General features: G+C 63.7%; 19 protein-coding genes. 4 read left to right on the forward strand and 15 right to left on the reverse strand.

Going from position 1 to position 21,193, the window contains the following annotated elements; translation table 11 throughout:
* Window positions 1-31: 31 nt before the first annotated feature.
* The 4 genes from AC1RRC_RS22270 to ndk all read right to left on the reverse strand — a co-directional run bounded on the left by AC1RRC_RS22270 (window position 32) and on the right by ndk (window position 3,622).
* Window positions 32-1,060, reverse strand: coding sequence for a helix-turn-helix domain-containing protein (locus tag AC1RRC_RS22270; RefSeq protein WP_493057722.1), 1,029 nt, complete (start codon window positions 1,058-1,060; stop codon window positions 32-34).
* A gap of 13 nt (window positions 1,061-1,073) precedes the next feature.
* On the reverse strand, window positions 1,074-1,865 hold the full coding sequence (pilW, locus tag AC1RRC_RS22275; protein WP_493057723.1) for a type IV pilus biogenesis/stability protein PilW: 792 nt from the start codon (window positions 1,863-1,865) through the stop codon (window positions 1,074-1,076).
* Between the two features lie 29 nt (window positions 1,866-1,894).
* A complete protein-coding gene (gene rlmN, locus AC1RRC_RS22280; RefSeq protein ID WP_493057724.1) occupies window positions 1,895-3,067 on the reverse strand; it encodes a dual-specificity RNA methyltransferase RlmN in 1,173 nt (390 codons plus the stop codon).
* A 129-nt stretch (window positions 3,068-3,196) separates the two neighbouring features.
* Window positions 3,197-3,622: a nucleoside-diphosphate kinase gene (ndk, locus tag AC1RRC_RS22285; protein ID WP_493057725.1), complete on the reverse strand. Its 426-nt coding sequence runs from the start codon at window positions 3,620-3,622 to the stop codon at window positions 3,197-3,199.
* Between the two features lie 250 nt (window positions 3,623-3,872).
* On the opposite strand from ndk, the gene AC1RRC_RS22290 reads away from it, so the two are divergent.
* A complete protein-coding gene (locus AC1RRC_RS22290; RefSeq protein WP_493057726.1) occupies window positions 3,873-4,553 on the forward strand; it encodes a Bax inhibitor-1/YccA family protein in 681 nt (226 codons plus the stop codon).
* Between the two features lie 149 nt (window positions 4,554-4,702).
* Window positions 4,703-7,414 carry a TonB-dependent receptor plug domain-containing protein gene (locus AC1RRC_RS22295; RefSeq protein WP_493057727.1) on the forward strand — a complete coding sequence of 904 codons (2,712 nt, stop codon included), beginning with the start codon at window positions 4,703-4,705 and terminating at the stop codon, window positions 7,412-7,414.
* Window positions 7,415-7,632: 218 nt separating this feature from the next.
* Here the strand turns inward: AC1RRC_RS22295 and rlmD are convergent, their stop codons facing one another.
* The 7 genes from rlmD to AC1RRC_RS22330 all read right to left on the reverse strand — a co-directional run bounded on the left by rlmD (window position 7,633) and on the right by AC1RRC_RS22330 (window position 15,322).
* Window positions 7,633-9,030 carry a 23S rRNA (uracil(1939)-C(5))-methyltransferase RlmD gene (gene rlmD, locus AC1RRC_RS22300; RefSeq protein ID WP_493057728.1) on the reverse strand — a complete coding sequence of 466 codons (1,398 nt, stop codon included), beginning with the start codon at window positions 9,028-9,030 and terminating at the stop codon, window positions 7,633-7,635.
* Window positions 9,031-9,253: 223 nt separating this feature from the next.
* Window positions 9,254-10,285, reverse strand: coding sequence for an RNA polymerase sigma factor RpoS (gene rpoS, locus AC1RRC_RS22305; protein WP_493057729.1), 1,032 nt, complete (start codon window positions 10,283-10,285; stop codon window positions 9,254-9,256).
* A 9-nt stretch (window positions 10,286-10,294) separates the two neighbouring features.
* Window positions 10,295-11,233, reverse strand: a complete 939-nt coding sequence (locus tag AC1RRC_RS22310) for a peptidoglycan DD-metalloendopeptidase family protein (protein WP_493058013.1) — start codon at window positions 11,231-11,233, stop codon at window positions 10,295-10,297.
* Window positions 11,234-11,267: 34 nt separating this feature from the next.
* On the reverse strand, window positions 11,268-12,146 hold the full coding sequence (locus AC1RRC_RS22315; protein WP_493057730.1) for a protein-L-isoaspartate(D-aspartate) O-methyltransferase: 879 nt from the start codon (window positions 12,144-12,146) through the stop codon (window positions 11,268-11,270).
* On the reverse strand, window positions 12,143-12,880 hold the full coding sequence (gene surE / locus AC1RRC_RS22320; RefSeq protein WP_493057731.1) for a 5'/3'-nucleotidase SurE: 738 nt from the start codon (window positions 12,878-12,880) through the stop codon (window positions 12,143-12,145). Before surE ends, AC1RRC_RS22315 begins: the two co-directional genes overlap by 4 nt.
* A 78-nt stretch (window positions 12,881-12,958) precedes the next feature.
* A complete protein-coding gene (locus AC1RRC_RS22325) occupies window positions 12,959-14,704 on the reverse strand; it encodes a tetratricopeptide repeat protein (protein WP_493057732.1) in 1,746 nt (581 codons plus the stop codon).
* Window positions 14,705-14,716: 12 nt separating this feature from the next.
* Window positions 14,717-15,322 (reverse strand): toll/interleukin-1 receptor domain-containing protein, encoded by a 606-nt coding sequence (locus tag AC1RRC_RS22330; RefSeq protein WP_493057733.1) that lies wholly within the window; start codon window positions 15,320-15,322, stop codon window positions 14,717-14,719.
* Window positions 15,323-15,474: 152 nt separating this feature from the next.
* Between AC1RRC_RS22330 and AC1RRC_RS22335 the strand changes: the two genes are divergently transcribed.
* On the forward strand, window positions 15,475-16,455 hold the full coding sequence (locus tag AC1RRC_RS22335; protein ID WP_493057734.1) for an NADPH:quinone oxidoreductase family protein: 981 nt from the start codon (window positions 15,475-15,477) through the stop codon (window positions 16,453-16,455).
* A 49-nt stretch (window positions 16,456-16,504) separates the two neighbouring features.
* Here the strand turns inward: AC1RRC_RS22335 and AC1RRC_RS22340 are convergent, their stop codons facing one another.
* The 3 genes from AC1RRC_RS22340 to AC1RRC_RS22350 all read right to left on the reverse strand — a co-directional run bounded on the left by AC1RRC_RS22340 (window position 16,505) and on the right by AC1RRC_RS22350 (window position 19,539).
* On the reverse strand, window positions 16,505-17,179 hold the full coding sequence (locus tag AC1RRC_RS22340; RefSeq protein WP_493057735.1) for a DUF6683 family protein: 675 nt from the start codon (window positions 17,177-17,179) through the stop codon (window positions 16,505-16,507).
* A 79-nt stretch (window positions 17,180-17,258) separates the two neighbouring features.
* Entirely contained in the window at window positions 17,259-19,301 is a 2,043-nt protein-coding gene (gene yoaA, locus AC1RRC_RS22345; protein ID WP_493057736.1) for a DNA repair helicase YoaA, read from the reverse strand.
* Between the two features lie 37 nt (window positions 19,302-19,338).
* Window positions 19,339-19,539 (reverse strand): YdcH family protein, encoded by a 201-nt coding sequence (locus AC1RRC_RS22350; RefSeq protein ID WP_155441717.1) that lies wholly within the window; start codon window positions 19,537-19,539, stop codon window positions 19,339-19,341.
* Window positions 19,540-19,677: 138 nt separating this feature from the next.
* On the opposite strand from AC1RRC_RS22350, the gene AC1RRC_RS22355 reads away from it, so the two are divergent.
* Window positions 19,678-20,478, forward strand: coding sequence for a PP2C family protein-serine/threonine phosphatase (locus AC1RRC_RS22355; protein WP_493057737.1), 801 nt, complete (start codon window positions 19,678-19,680; stop codon window positions 20,476-20,478).
* On the opposite strand, the gene AC1RRC_RS22360 is transcribed toward AC1RRC_RS22355, so the two are convergent.
* Window positions 20,479-21,159: a hypothetical protein gene (locus AC1RRC_RS22360; protein WP_493057738.1), complete on the reverse strand. Its 681-nt coding sequence runs from the start codon at window positions 21,157-21,159 to the stop codon at window positions 20,479-20,481.
* Between the last annotated feature and the right edge of the window lie 34 nt (window positions 21,160-21,193).

The following is a 21,193-nucleotide window of genomic DNA, read 5'->3' on the forward strand; positions in this document are numbered from 1 at the left end:
GCTCAGTGACTTAACTCGGTTACTTGACGGATTACTTGATATTGACGCGCGAAATCGTGCCGCCTGGCACCGGCGGCAAAGCCAGCGCGGCGCCTTGCAGGGTCGCCTTCACGTGGGTCGGCTTGCCAACGATCAGCAGCGCGGGTTCCGGCACGTCAAACGATTCCGTGCTGCCGGCTTTGAGCATGCGCGACACCAGGGCTTTCTTGCCCGGCGGCTGGATCGTGATCCACGAATCTTCAGTGGCCGTCAGCACCAGGGTGCTGCCCGCCGGGGCGGGCGCGGCGGCCGGGACCGCGGCGGCCGGCGTACCCGGCTTGGCAGCGGCGCCTGGCGGCGTACCGGTCGCGGCCGGTGGCGTAGCCAGCGGCGGCGTCACGGCAGCGGCCGGGGCGGCGGGCGCGGACGCCGCAGGCGCAACGCCTTGCGGCGCCGGCTGGGCGGCTGGCGCGGTTGCCGGCGCATTCGGATCGGCCGGCGGCGCCACGGAAATCAGCGGCACATTCGGCGATTGCAGCGGCGCCGACGCCGTGCCGGCTGGCGCCACAGGGATCGCGGGCGCGGCGGCCGGTGCGCTGGCGACCGGCGCCGGCGCGGCGTCTTTCTGGCCCGGCGCCAGGTTCGGGAACAGGCCCACGTAATACGCGCCCACCGCCGCGGCCACCACCGCCACGCCGGCGGCGCCCAGCAGCCAGCCACTCGGCTTGCCGGAACGTTCGGTCATGGTCGGGAAACGCGATTCGGTAAACGAGGCGGAAATTTCGCGCCGCACCGGCTGCGGATGTTCATGGCCGGCCACCGGATTGACTTCGATCATGGCCACCAGCGGGGCCGCGTCGAGCTTCACCACCTTGGCATAGGCGCGCACAAAGCCGCGCGTCACCGCCATGTTCGGCAGCGAATCGTAATCGTCGGCTTCCAGCGCCACCACCTGGCGCGGCGCCAGTTTCAGCTGGTCTGCGATCTGGTCCACCGACAAGCCCATCGCTTCGCGCTGGGCCGCCAATTGCGCACCGGGCAGCGCCTTCGATTTAGGCTGTTCCGTCCATTCAGGATTCATATTGGTACTCGTGTCACTCATCAAACGCCCCACGTTGATAGGCAGCATATTCGGGCGAACCGGCATGGTGACGGCGCAATTGCGTCGCCCACGCGGATTCCGCGCCCGCATCGCCCAAACGATGCTGCACCCTGATCGCGAGCCAGAGGATGTCGGCGGACAGGCCATCCATCCTGGCTACCTTGCTCAGCCGGGTAATGAAAAAACCGGCGCGCGCATAATCGCGCCGCTCGAAGTAAATACGCGCCAGGCCGGCATTGGTCGCAGCCACGTCCGGCGCAGTTTTCAGGGCCGGAAGCAAATACTTTTCGGCCGCGTCGTAGTCTTTGCGTTTCAGCGCACAGGCGCCGGCATTGTTATAGGCGGTCGCGGGCGACTGGTAAGCCGGATTCGCCAGCGCCGCGTCAAAAAACTTGAACGCTTCCGTGTCGCGGCCCGCGCCGCACAGGAAGGAGCCGTAATTATTGCTGATGTCCGGATTGCGGGGCGCGAGCTTCAATGCGCGCTGGAAATTATCTTCCGCCAACTCCCGCTCACCCATCGCCATGTAAATCAGCGCCCGCATGCCATAGCCTTCGGCCAGGTCCGGCTCGGCCGCCAGCGCCAGCTTGACTTCATCGAGCGCCACCGTGTACTGGCCCTGCTGGAAATAGCCGACCGCCAGTTGCATGCGGATTTCCGAGCGCTTTTGCGCCGCGGTCTGGTCCGACGCCGTGGTCAGTTCAGGCCGGCCGGAAGTTTGCGTCACGCAACCGCCCAGCAACATGGCCATGCCCAGGCACGCCGCGTTCAACGCGGTTGCCATGGAGGATCGGCTGCGGGCCGGCAGGGTCATCAGGAACGGATCTCCACGATCTTGCCGAAATCAGCGCCGAACTTTTGCTGGTATTCAGCCATCTTGCCCATGCGCTCCTGCACCCGGGTGCGGTCCTGCACTTCGCCAGCCAACTGGCCGCAGGCCGCGTCGATATCGTCGCCGCGCGTCTTGCGGATGGTGGTGACAATGCCCGCGTCCATCAGCACTTGCGCGAATTCCTTGATGCGCGGATTTTTCGAGCGCAGCAAACCCGATTCCGGGAACGGATTGAAGGGAATCAGGTTGAACTTGCAGTTGACGCCATAGTCGCGGTGCTTGACCAGCGCCACCAGTTCGCGCGCATGTTCGTCGGTGTCGTTGACGCCGTCCAGCATGCAATATTCAAAGGTAATGAAGTCCCGTGGGGCGAACTCCAGATACCGTTTGCAGGCCGCCATCAAGTCCGCCAGCGGGTACTTCTTGTTCAGCGGCACCAGGCCATTGCGCAACTCGTCGTTCGACGCGTGCAGCGACACGGCCAGCGCCACCGGCACTTCCTGCGACAGCTTGTCCATCATTGGCACCACGCCGGACGTCGACAGGGTCACGCGGCGGCGCGACAAGCCATAAGCGTTGTCGTCCAGCATGAGTTTCAGGGCGGTGGCGGTCGGCTCGAAATTCAGCAGCGGCTCGCCCATGCCCATCATGACCACGTTGGTGATCTGGCGCTCGCCTTTCGGGCCCGGTTCGATGCCCTTGGTGCGGCGCAACTCGAATTCCGCCATCCACAGTTGGCCGATGATTTCCCCCACCGACAGGTTGCGCGAAAAGCCCTGTTTGCCGGTTGAGCAAAAACGGCAGTTCACGGCACAGCCGGCCTGGGTGGAAATACACAAGGTGCCGCGATTTTCTTCAGGAATGAACACGGTTTCCACCGCGTTGCCATTGCCGACGTCCACCAGCCACTTGCGGGTGCCGTCCGACGAGGTGTGGTCGCTGATGATGGCCGGCGCCACAATGCGGGCGCGGGTCTTCAGCTTTTCGCGCAGCGATTTGGCCAGGTCCGTCATTTCATCGAAATCAGATGCGCCGAACTGGTGAATCCAGCGTTGCAACTGTTTCGCGCGGAACGGCTTCTCACCCAACTCCGCACAGTAGGCGACCAGTTGCGCCGGATCGAAATCCAGCAAATTGGTGAGGGTCGTGTCCATATTCATGCTCAAAGAAAATCAGTCCAGAAAAGCCCATACCCCGGCCAATGGCCGGGGCGCGGGGGTATTACTTAATACAGCTTAGTACAATTTACTACCTGCCCCACCCTGAGGGTGGCGGCAATGCGATTAACGCGAGTAAACGTTCAGCGCTGGGAAGTAGTAAGCGATTTCAACAGCTGCGGTTTCAGCAGCGTCGGAACCGTGCACGGCGTTGGCGTCGATGGAGTCGGCGAAGTCAGCACGGATGGTGCCTTTTTCTGCTTTCTTCGGATCGGTGGCGCCCATCAGGTCGCGGTTTTTCAGGATCGCGCCTTCGCCTTCCAGTACTTGAATCATGACTGGACCGGAGATCATGAAGTTCACCAGGTCTTTGAAGAATGGACGCTCGCTGTGCACAGCGTAGAAGCCTTCGGCTTCAGCTTGCGACAGCTGGGCCATACGCGCAGCGATCACTTTCAGGCCAGCGCCTTCGAAACGGCTGTAGATCTGGCCGATTACGTTTTTAGCAACTGCGTCAGGTTTGATGATCGACAGGGTGCGTTCGATTGCCATTGAAAAACTCCAATAAAAAGAATGGTTTAAAACAAAATTGATGATTCAATCAACCCTTGATTTTACCATAGATCAAAGCCGGTTACGAATATCGGCTATATCAGCCATGCAAGTTTTATGCTGTTTGGCTGTGCCGGGGCTGTGCTTCCGGCAAGTTTAAGCCGCGTTTAAGTCAAATTTTGCGCCACGTCATGGCGGCGTGCTATGCTTTTGGCAAGCGGTTATCCGCACATTTTACTTTGGAGGCAATATGAACAACATGCAGAACACTTACGAGTGGGGCCGCAGCAGTGCGGTGGTGCGCCACAATGTGCTGCGCAACACCTACTGGCTGCTGGCGCTGTCGATGATCCCGACCGTGCTGGGCGCCGCGCTGGGCGTGATGATGCAGGTCCCGATTCCACGCGGCTTCATGGGCGCGATCCTGTTCCTGGGCGTGGCCTGGGGCTTCATCTGGGCCATTGAAAAGAACAAGAACAGCGGCATGGGCGTGGCCCTGCTGCTGGGCTTCACGTTCTTCATGGGCCTGATGCTGACGCCGCTGCTGACCCGCACCCTGGGCTTCTCCAACGGCGGCCAGTTGATCATGATGGCGTTCGGCGGCACCTCCGCGGTGTTCGGCGTGATGGCGACCGTGGCGACCGTGTCCAAGCGCGATTTCTCCGGCATGGGCAAATGGCTGTTCGCCGGCGTGCTGGTGCTGCTGGCCGCCTCGCTGCTGAACATCTTCTTCCAGCTGTCGGCGCTGTACATCGTGATTTCCGTGCTGGCGATCGGTATCTTCTCCGCGTTCATTCTGTATGACGTGCAGCAGATCATCAACGGCGGCGAAACCAACTACATCAGCGCCACCCTGTCGCTATACCTGAACGTGTACAACATCTTCAGCAACCTGCTGGCCCTGCTGGGCCTGGGCGGCGACCGCGACTAACCACGTCCCTCGACGAAAGTGGAAAAAGCCGGCCTCGCGCCGGCTTTTTTGTATATACAAATCCTGTATAAGGTAGCGCGAATCCATTCGTTCCGCACCGCCATGCTCATTTGTTAAGGTTGCACCCTCCTTAACACCTGAGCACGTCAATGACCTTTATCCCCGTCCAATTGAAACCGCTGCACGCCTGCCTGCTGGCAGCGCTGTGCGGTTCTTCCTGGCAAGCGTCCGCCCAAACGCAGGCGCTTGTTGCAGGCCAGGCTGACGCGGCCACCGCCGCCGTCATCGTCACCGGTTCCCGCATTCCCCGCGCCAGCCTCGAAGGCCCGTCCCCGGTGACCGTCATCAGTGCGGAAGACATCACCCGCCACGGCTACAAGAACGTGTTTGATGCGCTCAACAGCCTGACGCAAAACAACGGCTTCGTGCAGGGCGCCGACTTCGGCAACACGTTCACCCCGTCCGCCAACGCCATCAGCCTGCGCGGCCTGGGCCCGAATCACACGCTGGTGCTGCTCAATGGCCGCCGGCTGGCCGATTTCCCGATCGCCTACGAAGGCACGGTGAACTTCACCAACCTCGCCAATATCCCGGCCGCCGTGATCGAGCGCATTGAAATCCTCAATGGCGGCGCATCGGCGATTTATGGCTCCGATGCGATTGCCGGCGTGGTCAACGTGGTCTTGAAAAAACGCGCCGGCGGCATCGAAGTCAACGCCAAGGCCGGCGCCACGACGCGCGGCGGTGGCGGCGACCGCCGCGTGCAGGTATCGGGCGGCGCGCACGGCGACCGGCTCGCCACCGTGTTCGCGCTCGAACTGTCGGAACGCGATCCCTTATCGAGCCTGGAGCGCGACTTCATGGCGAAGCGCTCCGGCGCACCGACCAATATCCTGTCGCGCCGCGACATCAAGAGCAATACCTACCTCGACCTCGGCAACACGTGCGCCAGCCTGGCCGACTTGTTTGGCGGCACCACCGTCAGCTATACCGCCGGCAAGCGCGGCAGCTATTGCGCGTCGCCTGCGGCCGCGCCGACCCACTGGACGGTCCAGACCGGCAACCGCAGCGCCAATGCCTACGGCAGCGCGACTTACACAGCCAGCGACAGCCACACGCTGTTTGCCGACTTCCTGCTGTCGCACAATGACAGCAGGAACAATACGCGCGGCCCGAACTGGACCTCGTCATCGACCGGCGGCAGTTATTTTTATAACCGCAATCGCGGCGCCTATGAAGCGTGGACCCGCTATGTCGCGCCGGAAGAATATGGCGGCGTGGAGCGCTATGACCGCCAATGGGACGACCAGGTGGCCGCCATCACGCTCGGCGCACGCGGACGCCTGCCCGGCACGCGGTGGGATTACGAAGCGGCCTACAGCGCGTCGCAGTACCGCAGCAGCAACCACGTGCCGCGCGCGCTGGCCAACATCGACAGCTTTTTCCTGGGGCCGAAACTCGGCGTCGACAGCGCAGGCATTCCGATTTACGCGCCCGATCCGGCCCGTTTGAGCCGGCGCCTGACGCCGGCCGAATTCGACAGCATCACCGGCCGGGCGGACAGCCGCGACGAATCCTGGACCAATACCTTGAGCCTGTCGGTCAATGGCGAGCTGTGGCAACTGCCGGCCGGCCCGGTGCGGCTGGCGGCAGTGGCCGAAGCGGGCCGCCAGGGCTATACCAACCAGGCCGACGCCCGCATCAACCAGGGCTATTTCAACACCAGCGTGCCAACCGCCGATGCCGGCGGCACCCGCTCGCGCGCCGCGCTGGGCGTGGAAGCGAATATCCCGCTGCTGGCGCAACTGTCGGCCACCACGGCCGGCCGCTATGACCACTACCAGTTCGCCGGCCGCAGCGATGGCCGCTTCACGTACAACGCGGGCCTGGAATGGCGCCCCGCCCCGGCCTTGCTGGTGCGCGCCACGAGCGCCACCAGCTTCCGCGCGCCGGACATGAATTACATTTATAAAGCGCGCGGCACCGGCTATTACTCGTCCACCACGGATTACTACCGGTGTGCGCTGGCCGGCCAGGCCATCAATCAATGCGAATTCGCGAACGTGTCGCCGGGAGCCGATTATGTGCAGATCGGCAGCCGCGACCTGAAATCGGAAAAGGGCAAATCGTCGGGACTGGGCATGGTGTGGTCGCCGTCGGCGGCATTTGACACGTCGCTCGATTACTGGCGCTTCAAGATCGACAGCCTGGTGACCAACCTGTCGGCGGACCAGTTGCTGCGCGACGAAGCCCGCTGCCGGCTGGGCCAGGACGACATCAGGTCGCCGTCCTGCGTCGACACCCTGGACCGCATCACGCGCCACCCACTGACCGCGCTGAACAAACCGGGGGAAATCCAGAACATCCGCGTCAACCCGATCAATGCGGCCAAACAGGAAACCAGCGGCATCGACGCCACCGTGCGCTATAGCTTGCGTGGCACCGCCTGGGGCGACTTCACGGCACGGGCGAATTATTCGAAAACCCTGGCACAGCGTTACCAGCAATTCAACGGCGACCCGGTGGAAGACCGCCTGCACGCACTGGACAACACGGACTGGCCGGAGAAACTTGGCGCCAGCCTGGCGTGGACGGCGGGCCGGTGGACCCATACCTTGTCCGCCACGCGCTACGGCAAGCTGCCGAACGGCGCCGGCACCGCCTACCTGACGCCCACCACCCTGGCGAACTGGTCAACGGTGTACCGCCATAACGACCGGTTGACGGTCTCGGTGATCGTCAACAACGTACTCGATACGATCAAGCGCGACGACACGGGCGGCTGGCCGTACTACCCGGTGGGTAACTACAGCCCGGCGGGACGGGCCGTGTGGGTCGAGGCGAATTACCGCTTCAACTGATTTCGCTGGGCGGGCATGCGTTCTTCGTGACGGGATGCGAATCCGTGGAGGTTGCGAATGAATCGCGGGCGGGATTGCGTAGGGCGGTTTCCGAAGGAAGCCGCCATGCTCGCACAAGGTACTGTCCACGTTGGCGGCAGTGCAAGCATGGCGGCTTTGCTCCGCAAAACCGCCCTACACATTTAGCGCCTGAAGTACCGCAAATGGCGCGGGGGCTGTTATTCGCCGACAGTTTCGGTCACGCGCGCCATCGGCAATTCGCGGATTTCCGCATCGGGGTCGAGGTTGAACACCGCCATCGATTCCACGTGCGACGTGTGCGGGAACATGTTGACCACGCCGGCCAGGTCCAGCTTGTAGCCGCACAGGTGGGTCAGCACGCCGGCGTCGCGCGCCAGGGTGGACGGGCTGCACGAGACGTACACGATGCGCTTGGGCAGGTATTCCGGCGCATCTTTTTTCAGTTCCGCCAGCGCCAGCGACAGCGCCATCGCGCCGTCGCGCGGCGGGTCGATCAGCATGCGGTCGAACTTGCCCAGCGCGATCAAATCATCCTTTGTGACTTCGAACAGGTTGCGGGTCTGGAACGTGGTCTTGGCGGCCACGCCATTGACTTGCGCATTGGCCAGCGCGCGCTCGGTCAGCGCGGTCGAGCCTTCGATGCCGACCACTTCGCGCGCCTGCGTCGCCAGCGGCAAGGTGAAGTTGCCCAGGCCGCAGAACAGGTCGGCCACGCGGTCGTCCTTTTGCACCTCCAGCAAACGCAAGGCTTTCGCCACCAGCACGCGGTTGATGTGATGGTTGACCTGCGTAAAGTCGGTCGGCTTGAACGGCATTTTCACGCCGAATTCCGGCAACAGGTAATACAGTTCCTTGTCCAGCGGGTAGAACGGGTACACGGTGTCCGGGCCCTTCGGCTGCAGCCACCATTGAATCTGGTACTGGTCGGCAAACGCCTTCAGCTTGGTTTCATCGTCCGCCGTCAGCGCTTCCATATTGCGCATCACCAGCACCGTGGTTTCCTCGCCGATGGCCAGTTCGAGTTGCGGCACCTTGGAGAAAATCGACAGCGAGCCGATCAGTGCGCGCAGCGGCATCAACATGTCGGACACGTGCGGCGGCAGGATCTGGCAGCTTTGAATGTCGGCCACGTACACCGATTTTTTTTCATGGAAGCCCACCAGCACCGTGCCCTTCTTGGCCACATAGCGCGCCGACAGGCGCGCGCGGTAGCGGTAGCCCCAGGTCGGGCCATACAGCGGACGCATCATGTTGCCGGCCTTGACCTTCGACAGGTGCCACAAGTTATCTTCCAGCACGCGCTGCTTGATGGCGACCTGCGCGCTCGGCTCCAGATGCTGCATCGAGCAGCCGCCGCAATAGTCGAAGTGCACGCACTTCGGTTTCACGCGCATCGAGGATTCCTTGTGCAGCGCCGTCATGCGCGCGGCTTCCCAGTTTTTCTTCTTGCGGAACGTTTCAAAGCTGACTCGCTCACCGGGCAGCGCACCTTCAACAAACACCACCTTGCCTGGCGATCCGTCTTCGTTTTCCAGGTGGCCGATGCCACGGGCGTCCATGTCGAGCGATTTGATTTCGATGATTTTGTCTTGCATAGTGGTCAACGTTTCAAGGGGGATGGGCCGGCTGGGCGGCTTGCGGAAGGGCGTAATGATAGCAGAACGCCTGATGAACATCACTGCCCCGGGACGTGGAATGCGTAGGGCGGCTTTTACAAAGCCGCCTGCTGGCGTCAACGCCGCGCACGCATGGCGGGTTCGTGGAACCCGCCCTACGGAATGATGGCAGTGACAAGGATGGGCGTGGCGGCCTGGATCGCTACAGCAGCGAATCGCGCACCACGCCGCGCGCCGCCATGGCGCGTTTCAGTTTGACCAGAGCTTCCTGCTGGATTTGCCGCACCCGTTCGCGCGTCACGCCCATTTCCTCGGCCAGGGTTTCCAGGGTGGCGGGATCGTCGTTATCGAGGCCGAAGCGGCGCATGATGACGATACGCTGCTTGTCCGGCAGCTTGGTCAGCCAGTCGCGCACCAGCACCGTCATTTCATGGTGTTCGGCGCGCGCGTCGGGACTGTCTTCGGCATCGCCGGGCAGCATGTCCATCAGCGACGATTGCGGATCGTTGTCGAGCGGCGCATCGAGCGATGTCGCGTGTTCGGACAGGGCCAGGATATCCTGCACCTCTTCCACCGGGCGCCCCACCAGCTCCGCGATATCTTCGGCGGTGGCGTCCTTGCCGTTGTGGTGCTGCGCTTCCAGGTGGTATTTGCCGCGCAGGATCTGGTTCAGCTCCCGCACCATGTGCACCGGCAGGCGCACGGTGCGGGCCTGGTTCATGATGGCGCGCTCGATGCTCTGGCGGATCCACCAGGTGGCGTAGGTGGAAAAGCGGAAGCCCCGCTCCGGCTCGAATTTATCGATGGCGCGCATCAGGCCGATGTTGCCTTCTTCGATCATGTCGAGCAGCACCACGCCACGATTGATGTAGTGCTTGGCGATCGACACCACCAGGCGCAGGTTATGCTCGATCATGGTTTGCCGGGCGCTGAACTCGCCCTGCTTGGCCAATGTCGCGTAGTGCACTTCCTGCTGCGCCGTCAGCAGCGGCCGGGTGCCGATCTGGTTCAGGTAATGCTGGGTGGTGTCGGTCGAGAGCTCCGCCGCCAGCACCTTCTTGAGTTCATCGACACTCTCGAGTACGGCGCCGGCTTCCGGGACCGTGCCGCCGTCGGCGCCATCGGCGCCATCCACACCATCGCCCGCATCGATTGCGACATCGTCGAGCTGCTCTTCCGAAAAGTCTTCCGGCAGCGAATCGTCATCCAGTCGGTCGTGCGGCGAGTGTGTCATGGGCGGTAGCTAGCGGTTAGGCAAGAACTTCGATGGATCCACTGGTTTGCCCTGCTGCCTGATTTCAAAGTGCAGCTTGACGGCATCGGTATCGGAATCCCCCATTTCTGCGATCAGCTGCCCCTTCCTGACACTCTCGCCTTCCTTGACGAGGATGGCCCGGTTGTGGGCATACGCGGATAGCAGACTATTACTGTGCTTCACAATGACGAGATTACCATAACCACGGATGCCGCTGCCTGCATACATGACTTTTCCTGCGCCGGCAGCCATGACATGTTGCCCCGGCTTGCCGGCAATGTCGATACCTTTGTTCTTGCCTTCATCGAAGGTGGCCACCACGCGGCCATCGGAGGGCCAGATCCACGTCAAATCACGGTCTTCCGCGCTCAGTTGCATGGCCGGCGCGGCCGGCGCGGGCACGGTGGACGGCGCCACCGACGCCACCACCGGCGCCTTTTCAGGCCGCTCCGGCTTGTCGCTGTCCGGCTTTTGCAAGTCGGCCAGCGCGCCTTCGGTATACGGCTTCTTGTCGCCGCGCGGCGACGTCTTGCGCGGCACCACCGGCACCGGCACCGGCGTGGTCACACCGGGTGGCTCAACCTTGCCGATCACCACGCCGTTTTCCGGCGGCAGCACGCGCAGCACCTGGTCCACCTTGATGTCGTTCGGATTGGCCAGGTTGTTCCAGGCCGCGATGTCGGTATAGCTTTGGCCGTGTTCCAGCGCGATCTTGATCAGCGTGTCGCCTTTTTTCACCGTGTACAGCCCGCGCTCGTCGCGGGCCTTGCTGGCGTCTTCACTGGGGGCCGGTGGTTTGACGGTGGGATGCGGCGAAGTGGGCGTCAAATGGCGGTCCACCACCGGCGCCTGCTGCGGCGTGGTGGTACAGGCGCTGAGCGCACCCAGGGTAATACTCAGCAATAACAGGGAACTCTTGTTAATCATATTCATTCTAAATTGTTTCAACCCGGGGGCCGGTTCAGACCGTGCCGGGACGCAATGGCACGAAGTGGCAATCTTCCAGCGCTTCACTGGTCCACTCGGCCTTGGCTACGCGGGTAACCAGGTGCAAATGCTGGGAGCGGCCGCCGACGGGCGCCACCAGCCGGCCACCGATGGCCAGCTGCTCCAGCAGCGCTTGCGGCACGTCCATCCCCGCCGCGGCCAGGATGATGCCATCAAACGGGGCCGCCTGCGGCAACCCAAGCATACCATCTCCGTAGTGCAAACGCAGGTTCGGCACCCGCATCGGGCGCAGGTTGGTCTTGGCCAGCTCATGCAACGGCTTGATGCGTTCGATCGAATACACGTCTTGCGCCAGGCAGGCCAGCACCGCCGCCTGGTAGCCGCAGCCGGTGCCGATTTCCAGCACCCGCTTCAACTGGCCGCCGTTGCGCATCACCTCGATCATGCGCGCCACGATATAGGGCTGGGAAATGGTCTGGTGATGGCCGATCGGCAGCGACGCGTCGATATACGCCTGCGCCGCCAGCGCTTCATCGATGAAATGGTGGCGCGGCACCCGCTCCAGCGCGCCCAGCACCACGGCATCCTTGACGCCCTGCTTGGCCACACGCGCCACCATGGCGCGCCGCACGGCGTCCGACACCAGCGGATTCTGGCGCGGCGCGGCCGCCGCCGCGATCAATTCCCGTTCCGCCTGCGCGCCGCGCAGCGGCGCCGGCGCCGCTGCCGGCGATGGCCGGCCCACATAGGGCTGGGCGCTGCGGGCGTTTTGCGTGGCATTTTGCGTGGCCGTTTGCGGTGTCGCCACCGGACCCCGCACGGACGCGTACGATGGTTTCTGGTCCACCACGGACGACAGCGGCAACGGGAAGGAACGGGGTTTGTCGGTCATAGCAAAGCGTTGGCCAGGGATGCGAGCTGGGTACGGTGGGTCAGGTCGATTTGCAGCGGCGTCAGCGACACCAGTCCATGCGACACCGCATGGAAGTCGGTGCCCTCGCCCGCATCCTTGCAGGCGCCGGGCGGGCCGATCCAGTATATTTCACGGCCCCGCGGGTCATGCGCGCGGATCACCGGCTCGGACTGGTGGCGCTTGCCCAGGCGCGTGGCCGCCAGCGGCCCCATGTCGGCATAGGCGCGGTTGGGGATATTCACGTTCAGCAGGAATGGTTTGGCCAGCGCTTCGATGTGGCGTTCGATGATGTCGCGCGCCACGCGGGCCGCGTCATCCACGTGCAGCCAGCCATATTCGCCCTGGGAAAAAGCAATCGCGGGAATGCCGAACAGGTAACCCTCGGTGGCGGCGGCCACGGTGCCTGAGTACAGCGTGTCATCGCCCATATTCGGACCGTTGTTGATGCCGGACACCACCAGGTCCGGCTTGTCCGGCATCAGCGCGGTCAGGGCCACGTGCACGCAATCGGTCGGCGTGCCGTTGACAAAATAAAAACCATTGGCGGCCCGCTGCACGGACAGCGGACGGTCCAGGGTCAGGGAATTCGATGCGCCGGACCGGTTGTTGTCCGGCGCCACCACGGTGATGTCTGCGATGGAGGCAAGCGCATTGGCCAGGGCGGTAATGCCCGGCGCCAGATAGCCATCGTCGTTACTGATAAGGATACGCATGTGAGGAATTTTACCTGAAGCAACGCCCGCGAAGCGCATGCCTGCAGCCGTTGCAACAGATAAATTTCCGGCATGTCATTACGACAATTCTGCGCGGCCGGCTCCGTTTTCCGGTTCACCATGGGTGGCCCGGGACTCACGCAGCGCATACACGTTATCGGGCTGGCGCACGGCTTCCGGCGGCAGTGGCGGCGCTGTTTGCGCCTGCGCGACGGTATGGGTCAGCAGGCCGGCGATGCGCAGCGTGGCGGGATGCAGCGCGCCGGACAGTTGCGTGCGCGCCGCCAGCACCTGTTCCAGCAACTGGCGCGCCTGTTCGAGGTCGCCCGCCTGCGACAGCAGTACGGCGCGCCGCGCCAGCGTATCGAGCGTGGCGGGGTGCGTTGCGCCGGCCGTGCGCACCTGCACGTCCAGCACTTCCTGCAGCCGCGCCAGCGCGGCCGTGACATAGCCCTGCCCCGCCAGCGCCTGCGCCTGCATCGCGCACACCGCCAGCGTATCCGGATGCTGCGGCCCCAGCGCCGCGGTGCGCGCCTCGCCCGCCTGGCGCAGCAACAGGCGCGCTTCATCGTAGTGCTGGCGGCGCAGCAGCAAGGCCGCCAGGTGGGCGCGGGCCGCCGCCGTGTCCAGGTGCGCTTCGCCGGCAGCGGCCGCATACAGCTGGGCGCATTCGCGGAACGCCAGCGCCGCCAAGGCATCCCGGCCGCCGTCGCGATAGGCCTCGCCCAGGCGCAACAAGCCCTGCGCCAGCGTGATTTCCCGCGCGGCGCTGCCATCGCGTGCCGCGCGCGCCTGCGCCACGCCGGCCAGCGGCGCCAGTTCGCACTGCGCGCACCAGGGCGGATGGCCGGGCTCCAGCCACGCCAGCAACGCGTCATAGGCGCGGACCGGCGCGCAGCGGTCCCCCGGGCCGGCGTGGTCCAGCGCCAGCGCTTCGCCACTGGCCAGCTCGCGCGAATGCGCCAACAGCACTTCATTGAAATAGCTGTCCAGCGACAGGTCCGCCACGCCATAGGCGGCGCCCAGCGCGCGTTCGAACAGCGACTGGTAGCCCTGCAGGCCGGCGGCGGGATCGCCGTGGCGCACCCGGGCGCGCTGCGCGCCGTCATCGGCCGCCATGCGCGCCGGCGCCGGATACATCATCAGCGCGCGCGGTTCGGCGTCATGGCTGAGGCGGTAAGTGGCGACCCGCTGCACCAGCGATTCCAGTCCGTCCAGGCCGGGCCGGTTGGCATTGAACAACAGCACCAGCCGCTGCGGCAGCAACGCGGTGCAAATGCCGGCGCCGTCGCTGCGGCCATGCGGCGCATCGACCAGCACGTGGCTGAAATGGCGCGCCAGCATCGCACCGAAACAGCGGAACAGCGCCGGACAGGCGTGGAACAACGCTTCCCAGTCCAGCCCCGCCAGCCGCTCCGCGTAACCATCGTCAAGCCGGCCGGCGCGCATCAAAAACAGCGGACGGCGCGGGTCGGCGCGCACCACGTGGCGTTGCCAGCCGACGGCGGCCAGCACGGTGTGCGCCAGCGCTTCGCCGGCGTCGTCGTCCGGCGCGGCGCCACTGCCGTGCAGCAGCAACTGGTCGCGGCACGCCGTGAACAGTTCCACCACGCCGGGCGCGTCATGGCCGCAGGGGAAGTAATGGTGCAAGCCAGGCGCCTGCAAGTCCCAGTCCACCATCAGCACGGGCGTGCCGTCCGGCCCCCGGTCGGCCAGCAAGGCCGCGATATGGGCCAGCGCCGTGGTGCAGCCCGCGCCGCCCCGGTACGCATAAAAAGTCGTGACGGCGCCGTATTCTGCGGCGGACAGCGGTGGATGGTCCATGATGGTTCCTTTTCAGCGCGGGAAATGCGGCGGCGGCGAGACCCGCCATGGGTCTGGAATCGGCGGCAACAGGAAGCGGCTGCAATCGTGCTCCGGCGGAATGCAGCGCTTCAGGTAGTGGTAATGGGCGGCGATGCGCTCAACGATTTTTTCAATGTCAGGCAGGTAGTCCGGGTTGGTTTTCAAATCGCCCGTCGCCAGCGTGTAGCGGGAAAAGTCCACGTACATGCCCGGTTCCGTGATTTGCGGCGGCAGGCTGACCGGGTGGCGTGTCATGATGACGGGGATGATCAGGTGACTGGGCAGCGCATACCAGGCGCGCCGCTCCGACTCGATCAGCTGCATCGCGGCGAATTCGCGCCGGGTATACGGATGCGCCTCATATTTCGGCGTATAAATCATGATCATGCACACGCTCTCGCACAGCGCGGTGGCGATGCGGCGGTCCAGGTCATCGCCGCCACCCAGCTGTTCGGTGTCGATGAACAGTTCGCGTTCCGTGTCGAAATGCGGCTCGAGGTAGCATTTGAGCGCATCGGCAAGATCATTCTTGAACTTGCTCATGTAGGCGTGTTGCCCGTGCGCATAACTGAAGAAACAACCGTAACGGATGCCCATGGCAGCCTCCACTGCGCTGGCTGTACTGCCCCGCCAGCTCATGTTTACACTGTATGCGGCAGCCTCCCCCGGCGTTTGCGGTAACGCAAACCATGGACAACCGCGCGGGATGCGGTCAAAATGGAACGGTCGTACTATTTTAACGGAGACTTATGAAAGCCATCGTATGCAAAGCGTGGGGCTTGCCGGACACCCTCACCGTCGAAGAACTGCCGGATTTGCAGCCCGCGCCCGGCCATGTCGTGCTGGACGTGCAGGCGGCCGGCGTCAACTTCCCGGATGTGCTGATCATCCAGGGTAAATACCAGTACAAGCCGGAATTGCCGTTCACACCCGGCAATGAAGTGGCGGGCATCGTGCGCGCGGTCGGCGATGGCGTGGCCGGTTTCAAGCCGGGCGACCGGGTGATCGCGTTTTCCGCCCATGGCGGCTTTGCCCAGCAATTGACCGCGCCGGCGCACGCCCTGATGCCGATGCCGCCGGGCATGGACTTCGAGACGGCGGCCTCCATCACGCTGACCTACGGCACCTCGCACCACGCGGTGGTGGACCGCGCCGCGCTGAAGGCCGGGGAAACCATGCTGGTGCTGGGCGCGGCGGGCGGTGTCGGGCTGGCGGCGGTGGAAATCGGCAAGGCGCTGGGCGCGCGCGTGATCGCGGCGGCCTCGTCCGATGAAAAACTCGCCGTGTGCAAGGACCATGGCGCCGATGTCCTGATCAATTACAGCCGCGAAGACTTGCGCGAAGCCGTCAAGGCGGCCACCGGCGGCAAAGGGCCGGATGTGGTGTATGACCCGGTTGGCGGCGATTTCGCGGAAGCGGCGTTCCGCGCCATTGCCTGGCGCGGGCGCTACCTGGTGGTGGGCTTTGCCAATGGCGAAATCCCGAAACTGCCGCTCAACCTGGCCTTGTTGAAAGGCGCATCGCTGGTGGGCGTGTTCTGGGGCGAATTCGCCAAGCGCGAACCGAAAGCCAACCTGGCGGGCATGATGCAGTTACTGGGCTGGATGAAGGAAGGCAAAATCCGCCCGCACATTTCCGCCCGCTATGCGCTGGCCGAGACGCCGCAAGCCTTGAACGACATGGCGGCGCGCAAGGTGACGGGCAAAGTGGTGATTTTGCCGCAGCAGTAAGGCGCGGCAGGCAGGCGGCGCCCGGGGCATTGCGCGGGCGCCATCCTGCTCAATGGATCCCCTTGTCATCAATCAGCAAGGTATTGGGATCGGAGCGCATCACCAGCTTCAGGTTTTCAATCGCGGCATTGCGCAGGTTTTCATACACGGCCGGCGGCTGCGGTTGCTGCTGGTGGGATTTATACGCCAGCGCCATGAACGCGCCGACCATGGCGCTTTGTTCGAACACGTCGCGCACCTTGTCCGGATCGGGGTTGTTGCCGAGTTCCCGCAGCTTGTCCTGCGCGCGGAATTGCCGTGCCACGGCGGCAAAGGCTTCGTCGGTCACCTCGGTGTTTTTCAGCACCATGTAATTGCCCACCACGAAGGCCGCCATGCCGCCCGCCAGGTCGCGCGGCGTCCAGCCCATTTTCTTTTCCACCTTCAGGTAAATATCCATGCTTTGCACATAGATCTTTTCCATTTCCGCGCGTTTATCCGCCGGGAAATGCAGTGACAATTTGCGGGCATTGGCTTGCACGGCAGGTTTGGCCTTGGCCAGTCCCGGCGGCGGCGCTTTCTTTGCTTCCCTGGCCGATGGCACCGGTATCCGCAAGTCCGGCTGCGGCCACACCACCACATTGTCATAACTCATGCCATACCCGCAGCACTGGGCGTAACCCAGCGGCGATACTCCGGCCAACAGCGCGGCCAGCGGCGCAGCCAGTAACAGGTGAATTCGCATCTCGGCCTCCACTTATTTTGAGGAGGATTAGTGAAACACAAAAGCCGCGCACGATACAGCAGTGGCTGCCGCGTGCAAGTTACTCCGCGGCGTCTTCCGGCTGGGCCGGGTTGGTGAAGAATTCGATGGCCACGTCGCGCTCGCGCGTGCGCCGGAACGACGGCAAGCTCTGCCAGATGCGGCGGCCATACGGTTTCGAGATCACGCGGGGGTCGCACAGCATCAGCACGCCCCGGTCGCCCTCGTCGCGGATCAGGCGACCGGCGCCCTGCTTCAGGTTGATGATGGCTTCCGGCAAAGTGTGATGCATGAAGCCATTGAGCCCCTTCTTTTCCATCACTTCGATGCGGGCCGCCAGCACCGGATCGTCGGGCGGCGCAAACGGCAGCTTGTCGATGATGACCAGCGACAGCGCTTCGCCGCGCACATCGACCCCTTCCCAGAAACTCTGGCTGCCGATCAGCACGCCATTGCCCGCTTTGCGGAACTGGTCCAGCAATTCGGTCCGGCCCTTGTCGCCCTGTACGAACAGGGGGAACGGCAAGCCGCGCTGTTCAAATTCATTGCGCAAGCGTTCCGCCGCGCGTTTTACCGCGCGCAAGGTGGTGCACAGCAGGAAGGTACGGCCGCCCGCCGCCTCGATCACCGGCAACGCCATGTCCAGCACCGCGTCGGTATAGCCGATCGAATTCGGATCCGGCAACCCGGTCGGCACATACAGCAAGCCTTGCTGCTCGTAATTGAACGGGCTGGGCCAGGTGCGCGACGGTTCGCCGGTCAAGCCCATTTGCTCGGCAAAGTGGTCGAAATTGTTTTTCACGGCCAGGGTCGCCGACGTAAAAATCCAGCTGCGCGGGATGCCTTCGCGCTGGCCGTTGAAGATCGGCGCGATCGACAGCGGCGTCTTGTGCAATTGCAGGGAACTGGTGAACGCTTCCACCCAGTACACGGCTTCTTCGCCGGCCTTGACCTTGGCTTTCGGGTCGAACTTCCAGGCCGCCAGCCGCTCGGCCAGCTCAAAGCCGCGCACGCGGCACTGTTCCAGCGTTTCCGCCCGCTCCGCCGTGGTTTCCAGCACGTCGTTCATGTTGCCCAACTCTTCCTTGAGCTTGTCCAGCGCGGGGAAAAAATCACTGGACGGGGCAATTTGCGGCAAGGACAGGCGCACGATGTCTTGCGGGAACGTCAGCCGTAAATCGCGCGCGGCCTTTTCCACCGGCACCACGGTCTTGGCCCAGTCGGCGCCATCGCGCGCGTGGGCCAGGCCTTCTGCCAGCACGTCGCGGCACAGTTCCAGCACGTGCGACGTCGAAACCGTGTCGCCAAAGAACAGGGTGGCGGTGTCGGGCAGCTGGTGCGCTTCATCGAAGATGATGGTGTTGGCCGACGGCAGCAATTCCGCCACGCCGGTATCTTTCAGCGCCACGTCGGCAAAGAACAGGTGGTGGTTGACCACCACGACATCGGCCTGCTGTGCTTCCTTGCGCGCCTTCATGACGAAGCAATCCTGGTAATACTGGCACTCCGCGCCCATGCAGTTTTCCCGCGTGGACGTCACCAGGTTCCAGATCAGGGCGTTTTCCGGCACTTGCGCCAGCTCCGCCTTATCGCCGGAATTGGTCATTTTCAGGAAGCGGGAAATTTCACGCAGGTAACCAACATCTTCACGCGACGTCATGCGGCCGTTTTGCTGGGTACGCTCGAGGTGGTAGTGGCACAGGTAATTGCCGCGCCCTTTCAGCAACGCGACCGACACCGGTGTCTTCAGTGCGGCGCGCACCGTCGGAATGTCCCTCAGGAACAGCTGGTCTTGCAAGTTCTTGGTGCCGGTCGAGACGATGGTCTTGCCGCCCCACAGCAAGGCTGGCACCAGGTAGGCAAAGGTCTTGCCGGTACCGGTCCCCGCTTCCGCCAGCAAGGTGGTCTGGGTGGCGATGGCATCGGCCACGGCCTTGGCCATTTCCGTTTGCGACTGGCGTGGACGAAAACCGCCGACCGCCGGGCTCAGCGGGCCGCCCGGACCGAACAGCCGTTCGATCTCGGCGTCATGGGTACCAGGAGGGGGAAGCAGTTCACCGCCGTCAGCTTGCGGGACGGCGGGAGTATGGTGGGGGCTGGTCAAAATGCGTCAGGAAGAAAGCGGGGGCGCCGCGAGAGTTTCAGGCAGGCACGTCCGGAACGAGCTGCATTTTCAGCAGGGTGATATAGTCTTTCAGCTGCAATTTTCGTTTCTTTAAACGGCGCAATTGTAACTGGTCGGAGTGGCCGTCCCGGGTCAGCATTTCGATGACGGCGTCCAGGTCGCGGTGTTCCACATCGAGTTCGACGATGCGGCGCTTGATTTCTTCTACATCAGTCATTGGTTTCCGGGGATGTTGTGAATTTTGCCAACAGTTTCGTTACAGAAACAACTGCACGCTTGCAACGGAACTGTTTACCGGTGCATAGTTTAACTCAGTGCATCGACTCAAGCCAGTATCTCTCTAGCAAGCCCGCCCATGAGCGCATATAAAATCGAAGCCGGCACCGCCCAGCATATTGGCAGCCGGTCCCTGCAAACCGACCGCGCCGCCCTGTATACAGCGGCGCGGGCGCCCGGCTATGTGATGGCGGTGCTGGCCGACGGCCTGGGCACGGCGGCGGCGGCCGAGCAGGTGTTGCATACTAGCAAACAACTGCTCGATGAATACCGCGCCGGAGAAAAAGCCAACGTGCCGCGCCTGCAGGATTTGCTGCGCACGGTGGCGCAGGAAGCGCACGATATTATCGTCATGAGCCCCGCCACCACTGGCGAACCACAGGCCACCATGCTGGTGCTGATGCTGACGCCGCAGGGCCAGGCGGTCTGGGCCCATGTGGGCGATTCACGGCTGTACCGTTTCTCCGGGGAACAGTGCGTCGGACGCACCAACGACCAGGAATATGTCCAGCACCTGGTCGATCACGACAAGCTGCCGCTGGACGCGGCAAAAAAACACCGCAGCACGCGTATGCTGATGAATGCGCTGGGCAACCGGCAAAAGCCGCCGTTCGTCACCGTGGGGGAACAGCAGGGCCTGCAGGCGGGCGATGCGTTTTTGCTGGCGTCGGACGGCCTGTGGCAATACTTCACGGATGCGGAACTGGCCATGGTGATCAGCCGCGCGACACCGCGCCAGGCGTCTGAAAAGCTCATTAATAAAGCCATCGAACGGGCCAAGGGCAAGGGCGACAACTGCACCATGGCCATCATCAAGCTGGCGGCGCCGCCCACGGAAGCGCCGTCTTATACCGTGCAGAGGATGGGGAAAGCGGTGTAGTTATTTGCCGTCCTTGGCGGCGGCCTTTGCCTTCACGGCGGCCGCTTCGGCTTTCGCGGCGGCGGCTTCGGCCCGCTTGCGGGCTTTTTCCGCCCGTTCCGCCATGCGTTCGGCGATGCGGGCGCGGCGCTGTTCCGACTCCGCCTGTTTCTTTTCAAAAGCCGCGACATTTTCCGCGCGCTTCGGCGCGTCGGCCGCTTCCTTTTCCTGGCGGCGGCGCTCTTTCGCGTCATGCTCGGCCTGGCGCTGCTCCGCCGACGGCCCCGGCTTGGCGCTCGGCGGCGCCGCGCCACGTTCAACATGGGCAGCCGGCGGCGCGGCGGCGCGGCGCGTCTCTTCTTCCACGTCTTTTTTCAGGCGGTCGGCCAGTTCCGCATCACGCTTGTCGACCGCGGCCTGGCGCTTGTAGCGGCTGGCTTCCACTTCGACCGCGCGCAAGCCCGACAGCGCCAGACGGCGCTTTTCCTTGGCTTCATCGAGGCAATGATTGACAAAGAACCTGGCGTTGCACACCTGTTCGTCCGCGGCATAGGCCTGGTTGACCTTGGCGCGCGCGGCGGCCACTTCGGCCAGCTTCGCATCGGCCTGCTCGACTGAGTGCGTCAGTGGCACTTCCGGCGCGTGCAGCACCGGGCGGCCAATATCCTGCGCCGATACGGCGCAGGACAGGGAAATAAGCATAGCGGAGGCTATGCGGAAGCTGTACTTCGACATC

The organism is Pseudoduganella sp. GW821-FHT12E03 (genome assembly GCF_058807115.1).

What these genes read in the sequence shown, in the direction of transcription:
- AC1RRC_RS22270 (WP_493057722.1), bottom strand. Translation starts at nt 1,060, where the DNA reads ATGAATCCTGAATGGACGGAACAGCCTAAATCGAAGGCGCTGCCCGGT.
- pilW (WP_493057723.1), bottom strand. Translation starts at nt 1,865, where the DNA reads ATGGCAACCGCGTTGAACGCGGCGTGCCTGGGCATGGCCATGTTGCTG.
- rlmN (WP_493057724.1), bottom strand. Translation starts at nt 3,067, where the DNA reads ATGGACACGACCCTCACCAATTTGCTGGATTTCGATCCGGCGCAACTG.
- ndk (WP_493057725.1), bottom strand. Translation starts at nt 3,622, where the DNA reads ATGGCAATCGAACGCACCCTGTCGATCATCAAACCTGACGCAGTTGCT.
- AC1RRC_RS22290 (WP_493057726.1), top strand. Translation starts at nt 3,873, where the DNA reads ATGAACAACATGCAGAACACTTACGAGTGGGGCCGCAGCAGTGCGGTG.
- AC1RRC_RS22295 (WP_493057727.1), top strand. Translation starts at nt 4,703, where the DNA reads ATGACCTTTATCCCCGTCCAATTGAAACCGCTGCACGCCTGCCTGCTG.
- rlmD (WP_493057728.1), bottom strand. Translation starts at nt 9,030, where the DNA reads ATGCAAGACAAAATCATCGAAATCAAATCGCTCGACATGGACGCCCGT.
- rpoS (WP_493057729.1), bottom strand. Translation starts at nt 10,285, where the DNA reads ATGACACACTCGCCGCACGACCGACTGGATGACGATTCGCTGCCGGAA.
- AC1RRC_RS22310 (WP_493058013.1), bottom strand. Translation starts at nt 11,233, where the DNA reads ATGATTAACAAGAGTTCCCTGTTATTGCTGAGTATTACCCTGGGTGCG.
- AC1RRC_RS22315 (WP_493057730.1), bottom strand. Translation starts at nt 12,146, where the DNA reads ATGACCGACAAACCCCGTTCCTTCCCGTTGCCGCTGTCGTCCGTGGTG.
- surE (WP_493057731.1), bottom strand. Translation starts at nt 12,880, where the DNA reads ATGCGTATCCTTATCAGTAACGACGATGGCTATCTGGCGCCGGGCATT.
- AC1RRC_RS22325 (WP_493057732.1), bottom strand. Translation starts at nt 14,704, where the DNA reads ATGGACCATCCACCGCTGTCCGCCGCAGAATACGGCGCCGTCACGACT.
- AC1RRC_RS22330 (WP_493057733.1), bottom strand. Translation starts at nt 15,322, where the DNA reads ATGGGCATCCGTTACGGTTGTTTCTTCAGTTATGCGCACGGGCAACAC.
- AC1RRC_RS22335 (WP_493057734.1), top strand. Translation starts at nt 15,475, where the DNA reads ATGAAAGCCATCGTATGCAAAGCGTGGGGCTTGCCGGACACCCTCACC.
- AC1RRC_RS22340 (WP_493057735.1), bottom strand. Translation starts at nt 17,179, where the DNA reads ATGCGAATTCACCTGTTACTGGCTGCGCCGCTGGCCGCGCTGTTGGCC.
- AC1RRC_RS22350 (WP_155441717.1), bottom strand. Translation starts at nt 19,539, where the DNA reads ATGACTGATGTAGAAGAAATCAAGCGCCGCATCGTCGAACTCGATGTG.
- AC1RRC_RS22355 (WP_493057737.1), top strand. Translation starts at nt 19,678, where the DNA reads ATGAGCGCATATAAAATCGAAGCCGGCACCGCCCAGCATATTGGCAGC.
- AC1RRC_RS22360 (WP_493057738.1), bottom strand. Translation starts at nt 21,159, where the DNA reads ATGCTTATTTCCCTGTCCTGCGCCGTATCGGCGCAGGATATTGGCCGC.